The organism is Streptosporangium heterodermiicola (genome assembly GCF_051390675.1).
Lineage (GTDB): Bacteria > Actinomycetota > Actinomycetes > Streptosporangiales > Streptosporangiaceae > Streptosporangium.
Genome location: NZ_JBPJSR010000001.1, coordinates 173,790 through 188,082, shown reverse-complemented (window position 1 = coordinate 188,082; position 14,293 = coordinate 173,790). Strand labels below are relative to the sequence as shown.

Sequence of the window (14,293 nt, the reverse complement as noted above, 5' to 3'; positions counted from 1 at the left end):
GGACATCGCCGGACGCGGCCGTACGGCGAGAGCGCGCCGACGGCCACCTGCTCCGTCCGGGCGGCCACCGGTCCCGAGGGGGCGACGGCCGACCGTGAACCCGACGGGCGAGGGTCAGGCGGCGGGCACCTCGGCGACGAGTTTCGAGCTCCAGGGACAGAAGAAGCAGCCGGGCAGGAAGGCGCCGCACGCCTCGTCGAGGTGCTCCTCGGTGTAGGAGAGCGTCGCGTCGCAGACCTCGATGGCCATCTCGAAGAAGTCGATCGTGTTCGGGTCGAGGTGGAAGCCGTAGGCGGGGTTGTACGGGGCCGGCCTCTTGATGATCCTGCCCATGACGTGTGTCTTCGAGGTCTCCTGGCCGCCGAGGATCCGCCGGGCGTGCTCGATCTTCTTGGGGTCGGTGAGCTTGATGACGAACGGCTCGCGGGAACCGATCACCCGCTCCCACACCGGGCTTGGTCAACAAATCTCCGCCCCTTGCCGGGACTTTCCCCGCCGCCGCTCCCGTGCCCCGGGTCGCGGTGAGCCCCCGGGCGGGGGCTCACCGCCGGGTTTCCGGGACGGGCCGGTCCGGGACGGCCGGCCGCTGAGCCGTCCCGGCGAGAGTTACGCGGGCTGTCCCGGTGAGAGTCGCGCGAGCGGTGCCGTTACGGGCACCACGACGCCTTCGAGGCCAGCACGGTCAGTTTCTTGACCAGCCTGGAATTCAGCCCGACGGTCTGCGAGGGGCAGAAGTTGGTCGAGGAACCATCACTGAACTGGACGGACCCCGACCAGCTCCCCCCGTTCACCGAGACGCCCGGCCTGGGGATAGCGAGGGTCGTCGTCCCCGGGGTGTTCCTGGCATGGCTGCCGACGTCGAGTGTGAGGACCGCGGGGGTCGCCAGGGTCGTCAGGGCCGTCTCGGCCTCCGCCGACGCGGCGGCCGGAGTGAGGAGCAGTCCGGCGGCCATGCCCAGTGACGCGAGCACGCCGGAGAGTTTCGCCGTTCGGTTCATCAGGTCATACCTTTCACTCTGCTGTCTGCCGTCGATCGGGATTCCGGGAGGTGATTCACGAAACCGGACCGGGGTCGCGACGAGGTCGGCGGAAGCGCTGTTCCCCTGACCTGTGGCTTCCAGTGCTTTCTGGTTCTCTCGTCGAGCCGGCCTGTGTGAACAATCGGAATGGTTCGCGAATCGGCGTTCCCGGTATGGCCACCCCTTTTTTTCGCGCGATTCATTCGCACACGAGGTCGCCGGAAAGAATGTTCGCATGAATCGGCCGCACGCAATTATCCGTAAGCGCCAGGCGCTTGCCCGTCAGCGCAGGGCTTCGTGCCGACTGCCACGAGAGTGGGCCCTGGCCCCGGTCTTTTGATTCGGTGAAGAAGCGTCATCGACCTCTGTGATTCTGGACCGCGTGCGGTCTTCCGGAACTTGAGTCGTCGCTGCCCCACTTGCGGGGCGTTCTCGTCGAGGGCGTCGAGTCCGCGGGCGGGGAGATGCGCGTCGTGGCGCGTGTGCGCTCGGCCGAGGGCGTATGCCCGGGCGCGGGGAGGTGTCCGCCCGTGTTCACGGCCGCTGTCAGCGCACGGTCCGCGACAGCGTCTAGATCGCGTTGACCGCGGCGATCACCTCGCCGTCATCGAGCGGGGCCAGGTTCTCGATGTCGATCAGCCCGCTCGCCTGCCGCCGGGCCAGGTCCAGGACGTAGGCCGCCTTGGCCCGGGACAGCCCGCATTCACGCAACCGCTCGGCGCCCAGCCGGATGACGCCGTCCGGAGCGGGGATGGCGCCGGTGGCCGCGGCGATCCGGTCGAAGACGACGAACGCCACGGTGGCGGAGATCCGCTGTCCGATGATGTGCAGTGCCATCGCGGCGAAGTGACTCGACCCGGTGCGTCCGCCGTCGTGCCATTCGAAGGGATCCGGCCGGCCGTACTCGCCGAGCAGGCGCGCGAAGAGCGGCTCGCGCTCGGCGAGGTGGCGGTACTGGTGCTCGAACTGGCCGATGACGGCTCCTCCCGTGTCGGCGGCCGGCCGCCTGGTCATTCAGCGACGTCGTTGAATTCGACGACGCGGCCGTCCAGCGGCGGGATCATCTGATCGATGACGACGTGCTCGAAGCACGGTGCCGCCTCGCGCGAGGCGTGCCGTTCCAGGACGACGATCTCGCGGTCGTCGTCGGGCCGCCGACGAGGCAACGATTCCGGATCTTGGAATAGCCCTGTGTGATCTGTGATCGGTGGCCGCATCGGAGCCGTCGTGAGGCTTATGAGCGCCAGCGCTCGATGAGTTGTCCGGCCAGGGCCGGCAGGTCGGGCGCGACGAGGTTGGGCTGGGGCAGGGAGGCCACCGGCAAGGGCGCGTTGCCCGGCCGGGTGACCAGACCCGCGGTGTAGCCGGCGCTCTGGGCTCCCACCGTGTCCCAGACGTGGGCCGCGACCATGAAGCAGGTGGACGGCGGCACCTCCAGCTCCTGGGCCACCAGGTGGTAGACCTGCTGGGCGGGCTTGTAGGCGCGGACGGTCTCGATGGTGAACTGCCGCTCGAAGAGGCGCGCGAGGCCGGCGTGCTCCAGCGGGCTCTCGCCGTGCGGGTTGGACGGGGAGTTCGTCAGCGTCACCAGCCGGAAACCCGCGTCCTTCATCCGGGTCAGCCCCTCCTCCACGTCGGGGTGGGCGGGCATCGTCAGCATCGCCTGCCCGATCTCCTCGACGTCGGAGTCGGTGACCTTCACCCCGTGGATGTCGCCGACCATCCTGAGCAGGCCCTGGCCGAGGGTGAAGTACCCCTCGTAGAGGCCGGACAGGGTGATGGTCATGGAGTACATGATCAGGTGGCCGAGCCACTCGCGCAGCACCCGCCTGTCGCCGAAGATCCGCTCGAAGAGCGGGTTCATCGACTCGAAGTCGATCAGCGTCTCGTTGACGTCGAACACGAGCACCGACGGCTCCCCGCCGATCCACTCGGCGCCGTTCGGCCTGCTCCGGGTCGCGGACGTTGTCAGGTTGTGGTTCATGGTTTCGCTCCCTTCGATTGAGTGATCTTCAGGCGGTCGACCGCCCGTTCTCGGTTGGCCGGTTGCCGGAATGGGCCGGATCGGCTGTCGCGCGGCCCGCGTCCCGGGCCTCGTACGCATCCCTGGAAACGAGGCCCGCGGTGCCCGTCACCAGTCGGCGGCGGCCACGTAGGGCCGGGTGCAGGCGTCGATGATGAAGCGGTCGAAGCGCGGCTTGGACGCGGCGCCGTACTCGGGGTTGGGCGTGCCGTCGGGGTGGCCGGAGTAGGCGTGCATGAACGGCGGTTCCCCGAGCCGCTTTCGGTAGGCGCTCACCATGTCGTCGGCCTGGTCGGCCAGCACGCGGGCGGCCTCGATCAGAGCCTGCTCGTCCTGCTCGGTCAGCCCCACCACGGCCTTGAGCCGCTCCAGATCCTCCAGCGCCAACGGTGAGACGGCGGCCTCACCGGTGCCGTAGGTGTAGCCCGGGATCCTCTCGGAATGCTCGGTGACCAGCTTCGGTGTCGGCGTGTGCTCACTCATCGTGTAATCGCTCATGGCGAAGGTCCCCTCTGGTCGGTTGGCGACGCGGATCGCACCTCGAAGGGGCACGACGCGGCGGTCGCGATCTTCGACGCCGCATTTTCGATCCGTCCGAACCCGTACGCCCACAGGTGTGACCCGCTCCCCGCGGTCCAGGCGACGGGCGGGTCGCTGTCCCGTCCCCTTGGGGAGGCGCTCGGCCTTCCCGGGAGGGCGTACCCCGACGCTAACGGCGAAACGCTTCGACGCCGATCAAATAGTGGTGGACTTAATCTGGCCTTATGGGATATCCGGAACCAGCACCACGGGCAGGTGGAGACACCGACATCGCGGTGATCGGCGCGCTGGTCGCCGACCCCGGGCGATGCCGGATCCCGCTCGCCCTTGACGACGGCCGGGCCCTGCCCGCCACCCGCCTGGCCGCCGAAGCAGGCGTCAGCCCCGCCACCGCCGGCAGCCATCTGAGCAAGCTGACGCAAGCGGGGCTGCTCGCCGTCGAGGCCCGCGGACGCCACCGCTACTACCGGCTCGCCGGGCCCGCCGCCGCCGGACCGCCGAACGCCGAGGCCCCGGGAGCGGTGCGATCTCACGTTTTCCCGCCCCCGGCCGTCTACAGGGTGTGAAGGGATCGCGCAGGCGGTCCCGCAGCCCCGGGAAGGACGAAACGATCATGGTCGGGACCCATACCGTCATCGCGTCGCCGCTGGGTGACCTGCTCGCGGTCGCCGAGGACGGCGTGCTGAGCGGGCTGTACTTCGAACGCCACCATCGCGGTCCCAAGCCCAAGGAACGGGGCGCCTACGACGAGTCGGGCTTCGAGGAGGTCCGCCGCCAGCTGGGGGAGTACTTCGCCGGTGAGCGGACCCGCTTCGAGCTTCCCCTGGCGCCTCACGGGGATGAGTTCCAGCAGCAGGTGTGGAAACTGCTGAGAGAGATCCCCTTCGGCGAGACCCGCTCCTACGGAGACCTCGCGCGGCAGCTCGGGGACGCGTCACTGGCGCAAAGGGTCGGCGCCGCGAACGCCCGCAACCCGCTGAGCGTGATCGTGCCCTGCCACCGGGTGGTGGGCGCCGACGGCCGCCTGACCGGCTACGCCGGAGGCCTGGACCGTAAGCGATTCCTGCTGGAGCTGGAGGAGTCGGCCGAGCAGAAGACGAGAAGGCTGTTCTGAGCGACGGCCTCACGTTTCGAAGAGCCTGGGCGTCTACAGGAAGTGACCATGCGACCCTTCGAGCAGATCATCACCGAGTACGGCCCCGTGGTGCTGCGCGTGTGCCGGGCCGTCCTCGGCCCCCAGGACGCCGAGGACGCCTGGTCGGAGACCTTCCTGGCGGCACTGAGGGCCTACCCCGACCTGCCGCCCGACGCGAACGTCGAGGCTTGGCTGGTGACGATCGCCCACCGCAAGGCCATCGACGTCACCCGCGCCGCCGTCCGCAGGCCCACCCCGGTGGAGGCGCTGCCGGAGCGTCCCAGCCGCATCGGCCGCCCCGAGGACTGGGACGGCGACCTGTGGCGGGCGCTCAAGGCGCTGCCGGTCCGGCAGCGTCAGGCGGTGGCCTACCACTACCTGGCCGGGCTGCCCTACAAGGAGATCGCCGCCCTGCACGGCGGGAGTACCGACGCCGCCCGCAGGGCGGCGGCCGACGGGGTCAAGACCCTGCGCACCACCTATCCGCGACCGGCCGAGCAGAGGGAAGTGGCCCGATGAGCACCGCATCCGATCCCCGTGGCGAGCGCCTGTTCGCGGCGCTTCCCGTCCAGGACGCCCCCGCGATGGCCCGGCTGCGCGGGCGGCTCGCCGACCGGGCGCAGCGCGAGGGAATCCTCGACGTCGCCTACCGCACCCTGGACACCCCCGTCGGCACGCTGCTGCTGGCCGCCACCGGCCAGGGCCTGGTCCGGGTCGCCTACGCCGTCCAGGACCACGACGCCGTGCTCCGGCAGCTCGCCGAGCGCGTCAGCCCCCGCATCCTGAACGCCCCGGCCCGCCTGGACGAGACGAGCCGCCAGCTGGAGGAGTACTTCGCCGGCCGGCGGACCCGGTTCGACCTTCCACTGGACTGGCGGCTGTCGAAGGGATTCCGGCGCGAGGTGCTGACACACCTGCGTGAGATCGGCTACGGCCGTACCGAAAGCTACGCCCAGGTCGCCGCCGCCGCCGGCAGCCCTCGCGCGGTCCGCGCGGTGGGCACCGCCTGCGCCACCAACCCGCTGCCCGTCGTCGTGCCCTGCCACCGGGTGGTGCGCTCCGACGGCGCCACCGGAGGCTACGCCGGCGGCCCCGAGGCCAAACGCACCCTGCTGACCCTGGAGGAAGCAGCATGACCACCACGACGACCACGAGGAGAAAGACCGCCACCGGACCCGGCACGGACGCCTTCGCCCGCCGGGTCGCCTCAGCCGACTGGCAGGCGGTGACCGACGAGATCAACGAGTACGGGTGCGCCCTGCTGCCCCAATCGCCCGTGGCGGCTATGTGAACAGCCGGGTGTTCTTCGCCGATGAGGAAACCGCCCTGGCCGCCGGATACCGGCCCTGCGGCCGGTGCCTGCCGGCTGAGTACCAGGAATGGAAACACCGGCACCCGAGCGCGGCTTGCGCCGATCCGGATGGCGGTGCACGGCGACCGGGGCGTGCTGCGATCGCGGTGATCAAGGCCTCCGGCCTGATTCCGGCGATGCGGGACCGAGGCCGTGGCGCGGCGGGCCGGACGGCGGGCCGGGAAGGGGCGGGCCGTCCGGCGCCGGGTTCGGTGGTGTTCAGCCGCGGTCGACGAGGGCGTCGACGTCGCCGACGTGCGGGTGGACGACGCCGCTGACGTACCGGCCGCCCTTGACGTCCCCCGGGACGACCAGCCGGGACCCCTGGGCGTCCAGGCCGGTGCCGTCCTGGCTGACGGCCAGCGGCACCTTCTTACCGGAGAAGGCCGGGCCGAGCTCGGCGAGGGAGACGATCGCGCGGTAGCCGTCGGATCCGGTGGCGGCGACGAAGAAACGCAGCTGGTCGTTCTTGGTCCCGGCGTCGAGGCGGGGCTTGGTCAGGGCGAGTACGTCGCCCAGCAGGGGCCCGGTGAGGGTGTGCTTCTCGGTGCCGCGCGAGCTCTGGTAGCGCACCCGCACCGTGTGCTGGGGCAGGGAGCGCAACCGTGTCAGAATGTGCGACGGTGTCGCGATGGTGTGCGGCGGCGTCTCGGATCGGCGAGGCCGCCGTGTCGCCGGGCGTCAGCCCGGACACCGTGCGGGTGGGGTCACCGGAGAGCGGGGTTCCACAGACGCGCGTCCGCGCAGACGCGGATCTCGACGACCTCGCTGATGTGCCGCCCTCCGCACCGGTCCCCGGGCACCACCAGATGCGGCCCGTGCGCGTCGAGGTCGTTGTCGTCCATCCGGACGCCCACCAGCACCGGGACGTCGCCGAACTCCGGGTCGATCTCCCCCCACGACAGCACCGCGTGGTGGCCGTCGCGTCCCAGCACCGACACCAGGAACCGCAGCCGGTCCTTGCGTTCGGAGGCGTCGAAGACCGGCCCGGCCGCGCGCGCCACGTCCAGCAGCAGAGGACCGGTGAAGCGATGGTGCCGGACTCCCGAGGTGCGGCAGGTGAAGCCGACCTCCACCGTCCGCTGCGGCAGGGCCCGCAGATCGGCCATGCTCAACAGCCCGGGAACGGACAGGTCACCCGACAGGCGCAGCCGCCCACCGGCGAAGACACGATCGGGAACGTCGATCGACATGGGCCGCATCAGCCCTCCCTCACCCGTGATCAGGTCATGGGCACGGACCTTTACCGCAATATTCCCAACCTGTGCCTCAACCACACGCATACGCGACGGCTGGGAAACATAAACGCGGCAGACACGAGAGCCGGCCGAGATTTCTTCTCGCATCCGCATCCGCATCCCGGGAGGGAGTGAACGCGTCGGTTCGCGAGGGTGAGCCCTCGCTCCGAGCCGTTTTGCCCTGCCTTCCAAAGGCCGGGACCCGCTCGCCCGGCGGTGGACGAGGTTCGATCAAGGCTCACTCGTCATCGGTGAGGTCACCACGCGCCCTGCCCTGTGCTCCACCGAGCCCGGACGACACCGTACGGGCGAACGTCACGACCTGAATCTCGAACAGGGCCCCAAGCGCGAAGCCCGCCGGGCGGTGGTCACGCCAGATCGAGCAGCTGCTCGTAGAAGCCGCCGAAACCGCGCGCCCGGTCCACGAAGTGCAGCTCCAGGATCCAGTGACAGGTCCTCCCGGTACGGTCGGTGCGCCGTAGCCGGGTGTCGTTGTCCGGGGTGATGTAGGACTCCGCCTTCGCGCCGTCGTTCACCTCGTGCGGAAACTCCCCCACGAGATGGCCGGCGTGCCAGATGCCGATCTCCCAGCCGGCTTCGCCCGCCAGCCGTTCCACCTCGGCGTACAGCCGCCGGCCGGTGATGTCGGGATCGGCCGCGAACACCGCGCGTCCGGCGTCGAAGAGGCGCGGCAGGTCGCGCAGCAGCCGGTGCTTGTCCGGATCGTCGCCGAAGACGTACGTGCGGCCGAAGTCGGCTTCGTACTCCTCGAAGATCGGACCGAAGTCGGCGAAGGCGACATCGTCCTCGCCGATGATGCGGTCGGGCGGATTGTCGCGGTACGGGAGCAAAGTGTTGGGTCCGGAGCGGACGATCCGTTTGTGCCAGTGCTTGGTCGTGCCGAACATGTCGTTGGCCAGGTCCCGAATGCGATCGCTCACCTCCCGCTCCCCGACCCCGGGAGCGACCAGTCCGCGTGTCTCCACCTCGGCGAACAGGGCGAGGGCCTTCTCCTGCGCCGCTACCAGGCCCGCGGCCCGCCGGGCCTCCTCCGGTCCGGAATGACCAGACGTCATGTGGCAACCTCCCTGTTCCTCATGTCGTGCCGCCCCCCACCGAAGCGAGCGATCCGTCCGGCGCGAAGATCGCACGCGGAACCGCCGCATCGGTGATCTCGGGACGAGAGTAGGGGCGGCCGTCGCCGTTGGCACCATTTGGGGTCGGTATCTGACATGAAAATGTTCAGTTCGCCGCCCAGGCGAGGGTGTTGACGGTGGGGCACGCCGGCCTTCCTGGCCGGCCTTCATCTACGCGGAGCCGTCTTCCGAATCCGCGGCCTCCGGCCCACCTGGGATCCGAAAGATCCGAACTCCGAACAGGCTCCGGCGCGACCCCGCGCGAGAAAGCGGCCCGGTGTCCGTTCGACGACCCGGCGATGTGGCCTGTCACCGGAGCACCGCCGAACAGAGGCGGCGTGAGACTTGACGGCCGCGGAACGGGCGGGAAACCGGCCGGCAACGTCACCGGGTCACCGTCGTCCGCGATCTCCCCATGGGTGAACACGGACGGAGGGAACACGATGCGTACCATCGCCGGCGTGCGGCTCCGTGCGGTCGTGGCACCCGGCACGTGACCGGGCGCGGACGGGCCGGTGCTTCGGGCGGGCGCGCGGGTGCGGGATGTTCTTCCACATATCCACTGCGTTCTGTAGCGTCGGCGGCGTTTCTCGTTACTCTTAGCGATCACTGCTGGTAGTGGTGGCACATGCTGACAAGACAACGGCGCCACACGGTCGCCACCCTCACAGCCCTGCCCGCCCTCCTCGTCACCCTCGCCGGGCCGGCGGCCGCCGCGGTCAGGTTGCCCGAGCCGTCAGTCCCGCCGATCGCCCGCGCCGAGCTGAACCTGCTGACCGTCGCGGAGCCGCGGTCGATGGACGGCTACAGCCGGGACCGCTTCCCGTACTGGGGCCTGCGCACCCCGACCTGCGACGCCCGCGAGACCGTGCTGGCGCGCGACGGCCAGAACGTGCAGCGCGACGACGATTGCCGGGCGGTTTCGGGTTCCTGGTACTCGCCGTACGACGGGCGCACCCTCAGCTCGGCCGGCGACGTCGACATCAGCCACATCGTGCCGCCGGCCAACGCCTGGCGCTCCGGCGCCGACGCCTGGACCGACGTCGATCGCAAGAATTTCGCCAACGATCTGGAACGGCCGCAGTTGCTCGCCGTCTCCGCCGCGTCGAACAAGAGCAGGGGAGACCAGGGGCCCGAGGCGTGGAAGCCGCCGCTCGCCGCCTCCCGCTGCATGTACGCCCGCGCCTGGGCGGATGTGAAGTACCACTACCGCCTCACCGTCACCGCCGCCGAGAAGGCCGCCCTCGCCGAGATGCTCGACACCTGCCGTCCCCGGCCGGCCGGTGAGGACGATAAGTGAGCGAGGTGGCCGGCCGCGAACACTACGACAACCAGGTGCTCGCCGGGCCCGGCGGAGTGATGACCGACGAGGTCGGGGTCATCGCCGGTGATCTCGCCGTACGCACCGAGGTCCGCGACGACCAGGCTCACGTCGCGGTGCGGTACCTCGGCGCGGAGGAGTGGTACACCCTGACCGGCAGTCCCGCCCCGCTGGCCGGTCACACCGGCGAGGAGGTGCACGAGGCGGTGCTGGCCGCCATCCAGGCGGGTCTCCCCGGCGGGCTCGGCTGATTCGGCTGATTCGGCTGATTCGGTCGGTTCGGCCGATCCCCGTCGATTCCCCGGCCCCGGTCCCGGTCACGCGCCTGGACCGGGGGCGGGATCGGGGCTTGGGCCGGGGTGGGATGCGGGCTGTGCCGCCTCACCGGATCCCGGAACGCGCCGGCACCGCGCCTCAGGGGCCTCACACCGGTCTGGCGAGCCGGGCGAAGGAGAGCACGACGACCGTCGACAGCAGCCAGCCCAGCAGACCTGCCACGTTCAGCGGCGCCGAGGTCAACGCCCCCGCCCGGCTGCGCGTCTCGGGATACCACGTCGCGCGCTGGCCCAGCGAGATGAGCGGTACGACGGTGTCCACCGTGTAGAACAGCGGGTCGAAGCAGCGCACCTGCCCGTCCCCGCACGGGCCTGGACGGGCGCCGCGCCCAGACGCGGTCGCCGTGCCGTCCGCCGGTGCCGTCACGTCGTCCACGGTGACCAGCCTGCCGTCCACCGCGTAGACGTTCCCCCGCGGATCGGTGGCCCGCAGGGTCTCCTGGACGGCGGGGGTCAGCATCATCACGCCCACCAGGGCGAGCAGGGCGCCCAGCAGCCACAGCACCCGGCCCGGCCGGTAGCCGTAGCCGACGGTGAGCCCGTAGAGCAGGTCGCGGGCGTTCCCGGCCATCCGGCGCGGCGATCGGCCTCCCGGGGACGGCGACCGCCTGGCCTGCCTGCGCTGCTCCATGAGCAGCCGTTCGGCCTCCGTGGGACGGCCGTGCTGGCGGAACACCCTGGCCGCCTGCTCGTACGGCCCGGCGTCGAAGGGTGCCATCCCGCGCAGCCAGTCGCGACGGGCCCGCCAGTCCCAGACGCCGTCGAAGCGGTCGTAGACGAATCCCGCGATCGTCGAGTCTCGCGGCCACCGGGCCGGGTCGTCGGCGAGCAGCGTGGTGGACGCGCCGGTCAGGTCCACCAGCGGCGGGACCTCGGCCCAGCGCAGGCGCATGCCGCCGCGCGCCGTGGCCGACACCGCCTCGATCCCCCCGGCGAAGGTGCCGCGCTCGCAGTCGATCCGTCCCTCCACCGCGCACCGGTTCAGCAGCACCCGGCCCTCGGCGGTGAATCCCTCCTTGAGCAGGATCGACCCTCCCACCACCGCCTGCTGGAGCAGGAGCGCCTCACCGCCCGGGTTGCGCAACCGGGCGCGGTGGGCGTCCAGGACGCCGCCGATCGTCGCGGAGCGGAACCGCAGCCTGCCGCCGACGGCCTCCATGTCCCGCAGGTCCACCACGCTGTCGACGACCACGCCCTGGGCGGAGACGAGCGAGCTCGTCTCCGGCAGGCTCCACCGGGTTCCCCGGAGGGTGAGGTCGCCCTTGATGTGCGCCCCCGCCAGCCGCAGCGTGCCCTGGACCGACACCCCCTCCTCGATGACGAAACTGGAGCGCACCTCGGCGTTCGTCAGGTCGAGGGCGCGCCCCCCGCCGACCGTGAGCTCGCATCCCCAGTGGATCCTGATCTTGCTGAAGGAGCCCACGGAGAGGTCCACGCTGCCGCCGATCTGCGCGTCGCCCAGGTCCAGGGCGAGCCCGCGATCGGGACGGGTCAGCCGGGCGCCGGTCAGGTCCAGCGAGCCCGCCACCTGGACCCCCAGCAGCCGCATCCCGCCGCGCGCCTCGAAGCCGTGCAGCAGCCGGATCGTCCCGCCGACCCGCATCCGGTCGGCCTGGACCGCACGCATCGTGGAGTCGATGACCGTGTCCAGGCAGAGCAGGCGCCCGCCGATCTCCGACTCGCACAGCCAGACGGCCGCGCCGCGAGAGGTGCTGGCCGAGGTCCCCAGGTCGCCGGTCACGCGCGACCTGGACAGGTCCAGGTCGCGCCGGACCCGTAGCCCGTTGGCCAGGATCCCCGGCACCGCGCAGCCGTCCAGCACCAGCAGGTGCAGGTCGGCCCCCTCCAGCCGGACGGGCCGGTCGAACGCGCAGCCGGTGAACCGCAGGGGGAAGGGCACCTCCATCCCGCTCAGGTCGAGGTCGCCGCCGATCCTGGCGCCCTGGATCGCCAGCCCGCGCGGATCCATCTCCTCGCGGGCGCGCCGGCACAGCTCACGGACCAGGCGGCCCTCGACGATCATTTCCTCGCCGTCCCGCGCCCGCAGGACCCGGCCCGCCACACAGGCCCGCAACAGGGTCACCTCGTCGATCACGGTCACGCCGCGAGGCCTCCCGTCGGTCACGAGAAACAGGGGGAAGCCGGTTCCTGGGCGGGAGCCGGCCCGGCCACCCTACCCAGAGGGCTCGACCCGGAGGGCTCGCGGCGTGGCCCCGACGTGGTGTGGCCTCGACGCGGCGCGGGCCCGCCTCGGGTGCCGTCGCGTGCGGTGTCCTCGGTGTCCCCGGTGCCTCCGGTGTCTCCCCGGTGTCCCCGGTGGTCCTGGTGCCGCCGGTGTTCCGGCGTTCCCGCCGCCGGGCCGGTGCCACCGCAAGGCCTCTGGCCGTCGGCGGCCAGGTGTCCGGGCCGGTGGCGTGAGGTGTTCAGGCCGGTGGCGCGAGCCGTGTCACCTGGGCGCGGGTGTTCTCGTCGAGGTTCGCCTGGAGCAGCCCGTTGTCGGCCCCGGGTTCGCAGGTCGTCAGGATCCGGACGGACGCGGGCGGCCCGTCCGGATAGCCGAACAGGAGCAGGAGGGCGCGGTCCTGTGCGCCCCCGGTGCCGCGGCAGGTGTTCTCGCTCGTCCGGGTGTCCGGGGAGTTCCGGGTGTCCAGGGAGTTGAGTGTCGCCGCCAGGGCCTCGGCCGTCTCCCCGCCGTGCTCCAGGCGCGGGGCCGGCCCGTCGTACGTGGCCTGCCCGCAGACCAGGACCGAGACGGGCTCGCCGGGCACCATCCGCTCGTGCTGGCCCCGGCGGCCGGGGAACCCCAGGCAGGGGTCGCCGGGTCGTACGGGATTCCACGTTCCGGTCCGGTAGGCGGCGGTGAGGTCCCGGCCGATGTACGAGCGGCTGCCGACGGTGCCGTTCGTCGTCGTCACGCAGGAGTTGACCTCCTCGGCGCTGCCCACCCACAGGGCCTTCCCGCGAGGATAGGCGAACCTGATGAGGTAGTTCGTCGTCGCCCCGCCCGTCCGCGCGCACAGATCGCCGGGATCGGCCGCGGTCACCGGCAGGTAGCCCAGGTCGCGGGCCATGGCCCCGGCCCCGCCGGTCAGGAGCCGGGATCCGGCGAGCCGCTCACCCCCCGGGCGCGCGCCGTCGCCGGGGTAGGCGCAGATCATCGCCGTCACCGGCTCTCCGGGGACGAGCGACTCCTCTACCCCGTCGAGGTCGGCGGCGGCGGGCACCCAGCCGCCGGGCCGGTCGCCGCCCCAGCGCTCCGGGCACGACACCGGCGCGGGCGACGGCGCGCGCACCGCCTGTGAGATCAGCGCGACCGCCGCGCAGGCCGCCGTGACGGCCAGGGCGACGCGGACACCGTGGAGAAGGCTCACGACACTGAAACGTCAATCCCCTGGGAAAGGTTCGGGCGGTGGCGGAAAGGGGCCGTGCGTCTCGGTGGTACGGGGACTTTTCGCGAGATTCCCGCGTACGCGCGAGGTGGCGGGCGGTGTTTCGCTTTCCCGGTGGAACGTCCTGCTTTCCCAGGAAAACGTGCCGCTTTCCCGTAGGAAGCGGGCGGGAACGTCGGGAGATTCTTCACGTCCTGCCTCCTGGTCGCCTCCCGGTCACTTCTTGGGGGCGAACCCGTGTCTGACCTCGCCCTTGGTGCAGCGCGGGCAGGGGCGGTACTGGCGAGGGAAGAAGGTGGCTTTGAGCGTGCCGGTTCCTCGGCATTTACGGCATTTTGATAAGTAGTTACGGATCCAATCGTAGATGACCCATATGACGAGTGCGGCGAGGATGAGCAAAGCGGGTTCCACGGTGAACTCCACCTGGTGAGGGTTTCATGAGGCCTTCCCTCATAACACCGCGCGTTCACGTAGACGCGTTGCGTTTCGGTGGGCGGTATATCGCCTGCTCATATCGGTTGCGGCGACACGCCGAATTGTGATTACCCCTCTTGTGGTGTTTTAAGGGGGGCGGGCGGTTCCGGCCGGTCGATCCCGAAACCACCGAAGGCGCCGAGACCACCGAGGGCGCGGAAGACACCGGCGGCACCCGGCCATCCCCGTGCCCGTGCCCGTGCCCGTACTCATCCCCGTACCCGTTCCCGGCTCCCCCCGTTGGAGCCGGGAACGGGGCGTTCAGCCGGTCGCGAGGTGCTCGGCTTCGTGGTGCAGTACCTCGACCAGGATCAGCTCCAGACGGAGGTCCG

General features: G+C 71.0%; 20 protein-coding genes. 8 read left to right on the top strand and 12 right to left on the bottom strand.

What is annotated here, in order from left to right; genetic code table 11:
- Positions 1–114: 114 nt before the first annotated feature.
- The 6 genes from ACSC1Q_RS00705 to ACSC1Q_RS00680 form a co-directional block, all read right to left on the bottom strand.
- Positions 115–438, bottom strand: coding sequence for a BP74-related protein (locus tag ACSC1Q_RS00705; protein ID WP_436756669.1), 324 nt, complete (start codon positions 436–438; stop codon positions 115–117).
- A gap of 209 nt (positions 439–647) precedes the next feature.
- Positions 648–998 carry a hypothetical protein gene (locus tag ACSC1Q_RS00700; RefSeq protein ID WP_436756668.1) on the bottom strand — a complete coding sequence of 117 codons (351 nt, stop codon included), beginning with the start codon at positions 996–998 and terminating at the stop codon, positions 648–650.
- Between the two features lie 591 nt (positions 999–1,589).
- Positions 1,590–2,033 (bottom strand): DNA glycosylase family protein, encoded by a 444-nt coding sequence (locus ACSC1Q_RS00695; RefSeq protein WP_436756667.1) that lies wholly within the window; start codon positions 2,031–2,033, stop codon positions 1,590–1,592.
- A complete protein-coding gene (locus ACSC1Q_RS00690; RefSeq protein WP_436756666.1) occupies positions 2,030–2,236 on the bottom strand; it encodes a hypothetical protein in 207 nt (68 codons plus the stop codon). Before ACSC1Q_RS00690 ends, ACSC1Q_RS00695 begins: the two co-directional genes overlap by 4 nt.
- Positions 2,237–2,253: 17 nt before the next feature.
- The gene (locus tag ACSC1Q_RS00685; RefSeq protein WP_436756665.1) at positions 2,254–3,003 is read right to left on the bottom strand and encodes a haloacid dehalogenase type II; all 750 of its coding nucleotides are present in this window, start codon (positions 3,001–3,003) and stop codon (positions 2,254–2,256) included.
- 147 nt (positions 3,004–3,150) lie between these two features.
- A complete protein-coding gene (locus ACSC1Q_RS00680; RefSeq protein WP_436756664.1) occupies positions 3,151–3,540 on the bottom strand; it encodes a globin family protein in 390 nt (129 codons plus the stop codon).
- A gap of 266 nt (positions 3,541–3,806) precedes the next feature.
- Here ACSC1Q_RS00680 and ACSC1Q_RS00675 point away from each other — a divergent pair, with 266 nt between their 5' ends.
- From ACSC1Q_RS00675 to ACSC1Q_RS00650, 6 genes are read left to right on the top strand one after another with little or no spacing between them, the layout of a single operon-like run.
- Positions 3,807–4,148: an ArsR/SmtB family transcription factor gene (locus ACSC1Q_RS00675; protein WP_436756663.1), complete on the top strand. Its 342-nt coding sequence runs from the start codon at positions 3,807–3,809 to the stop codon at positions 4,146–4,148.
- A 47-nt stretch (positions 4,149–4,195) separates the two neighbouring features.
- Complete coding sequence (locus tag ACSC1Q_RS00670; RefSeq protein ID WP_436756662.1) at positions 4,196–4,696, top strand: methylated-DNA--[protein]-cysteine S-methyltransferase; 501 nt, start codon at positions 4,196–4,198, stop codon at positions 4,694–4,696.
- Between the two features lie 48 nt (positions 4,697–4,744).
- Positions 4,745–5,236 (top strand): RNA polymerase sigma factor, encoded by a 492-nt coding sequence (locus ACSC1Q_RS00665; RefSeq protein WP_436756661.1) that lies wholly within the window; start codon positions 4,745–4,747, stop codon positions 5,234–5,236.
- Positions 5,233–5,853 (top strand): methylated-DNA--[protein]-cysteine S-methyltransferase, encoded by a 621-nt coding sequence (locus ACSC1Q_RS00660; RefSeq protein ID WP_436756660.1) that lies wholly within the window; start codon positions 5,233–5,235, stop codon positions 5,851–5,853. The genes ACSC1Q_RS00665 and ACSC1Q_RS00660 overlap by 4 nt, the downstream gene beginning before the upstream one ends.
- Positions 5,850–6,008, top strand: a complete 159-nt coding sequence (locus ACSC1Q_RS00655) for a hypothetical protein (RefSeq protein ID WP_436756659.1) — start codon at positions 5,850–5,852, stop codon at positions 6,006–6,008. Before ACSC1Q_RS00660 ends, ACSC1Q_RS00655 begins: the two co-directional genes overlap by 4 nt.
- Positions 5,969–6,346 carry an Ada metal-binding domain-containing protein gene (locus ACSC1Q_RS00650; protein WP_436756658.1) on the top strand — a complete coding sequence of 126 codons (378 nt, stop codon included), beginning with the start codon at positions 5,969–5,971 and terminating at the stop codon, positions 6,344–6,346. The genes ACSC1Q_RS00655 and ACSC1Q_RS00650 overlap by 40 nt, the downstream gene beginning before the upstream one ends.
- Here the strand turns inward: ACSC1Q_RS00650 and ACSC1Q_RS00645 are convergent.
- From ACSC1Q_RS00645 to ACSC1Q_RS00635, 3 genes are all read right to left on the bottom strand, one after another.
- On the bottom strand, positions 6,288–6,671 hold the full coding sequence (locus ACSC1Q_RS00645) for a hypothetical protein (RefSeq protein WP_436756657.1): 384 nt from the start codon (positions 6,669–6,671) through the stop codon (positions 6,288–6,290). The genes ACSC1Q_RS00650 and ACSC1Q_RS00645 overlap by 59 nt on opposite strands.
- Before the next feature lie 104 nt (positions 6,672–6,775).
- On the bottom strand, positions 6,776–7,270 hold the full coding sequence (locus ACSC1Q_RS00640) for a molybdopterin-binding protein (protein ID WP_436756656.1): 495 nt from the start codon (positions 7,268–7,270) through the stop codon (positions 6,776–6,778).
- Between the two features lie 404 nt (positions 7,271–7,674).
- Positions 7,675–8,382 carry a M24 family metallopeptidase gene (locus ACSC1Q_RS00635; RefSeq protein WP_436756655.1) on the bottom strand — a complete coding sequence of 236 codons (708 nt, stop codon included), beginning with the start codon at positions 8,380–8,382 and terminating at the stop codon, positions 7,675–7,677.
- Positions 8,383–9,070: 688 nt separating this feature from the next.
- On the opposite strand from ACSC1Q_RS00635, the gene ACSC1Q_RS00630 reads away from it, so the two are divergent.
- Both ACSC1Q_RS00630 and ACSC1Q_RS00625 read left to right on the top strand, forming a co-directional pair.
- Complete coding sequence (locus ACSC1Q_RS00630; RefSeq protein WP_436756654.1) at positions 9,071–9,742, top strand: GmrSD restriction endonuclease domain-containing protein; 672 nt, start codon at positions 9,071–9,073, stop codon at positions 9,740–9,742.
- Positions 9,739–10,014 carry a hypothetical protein gene (locus ACSC1Q_RS00625; RefSeq protein ID WP_436756653.1) on the top strand — a complete coding sequence of 92 codons (276 nt, stop codon included), beginning with the start codon at positions 9,739–9,741 and terminating at the stop codon, positions 10,012–10,014. Before ACSC1Q_RS00630 ends, ACSC1Q_RS00625 begins: the two co-directional genes overlap by 4 nt.
- 172 nt (positions 10,015–10,186) lie before the next feature.
- Here the strand turns inward: ACSC1Q_RS00625 and ACSC1Q_RS00620 are convergent, their stop codons facing one another.
- From ACSC1Q_RS00620 to ACSC1Q_RS00610, 3 genes are all read right to left on the bottom strand, one after another.
- Positions 10,187–12,199, bottom strand: coding sequence for a hypothetical protein (locus ACSC1Q_RS00620; protein ID WP_436756652.1), 2,013 nt, complete (start codon positions 12,197–12,199; stop codon positions 10,187–10,189).
- Positions 12,200–12,521: 322 nt separating this feature from the next.
- A complete protein-coding gene (locus ACSC1Q_RS00615; RefSeq protein WP_436756651.1) occupies positions 12,522–13,469 on the bottom strand; it encodes a hypothetical protein in 948 nt (315 codons plus the stop codon).
- 234 nt (positions 13,470–13,703) lie between these two features.
- The gene (locus ACSC1Q_RS00610; RefSeq protein WP_436756650.1) at positions 13,704–13,910 is read right to left on the bottom strand and encodes a hypothetical protein; all 207 of its coding nucleotides are present in this window, start codon (positions 13,908–13,910) and stop codon (positions 13,704–13,706) included.
- Positions 13,911–14,293: the final 383 nt, after the last annotated feature.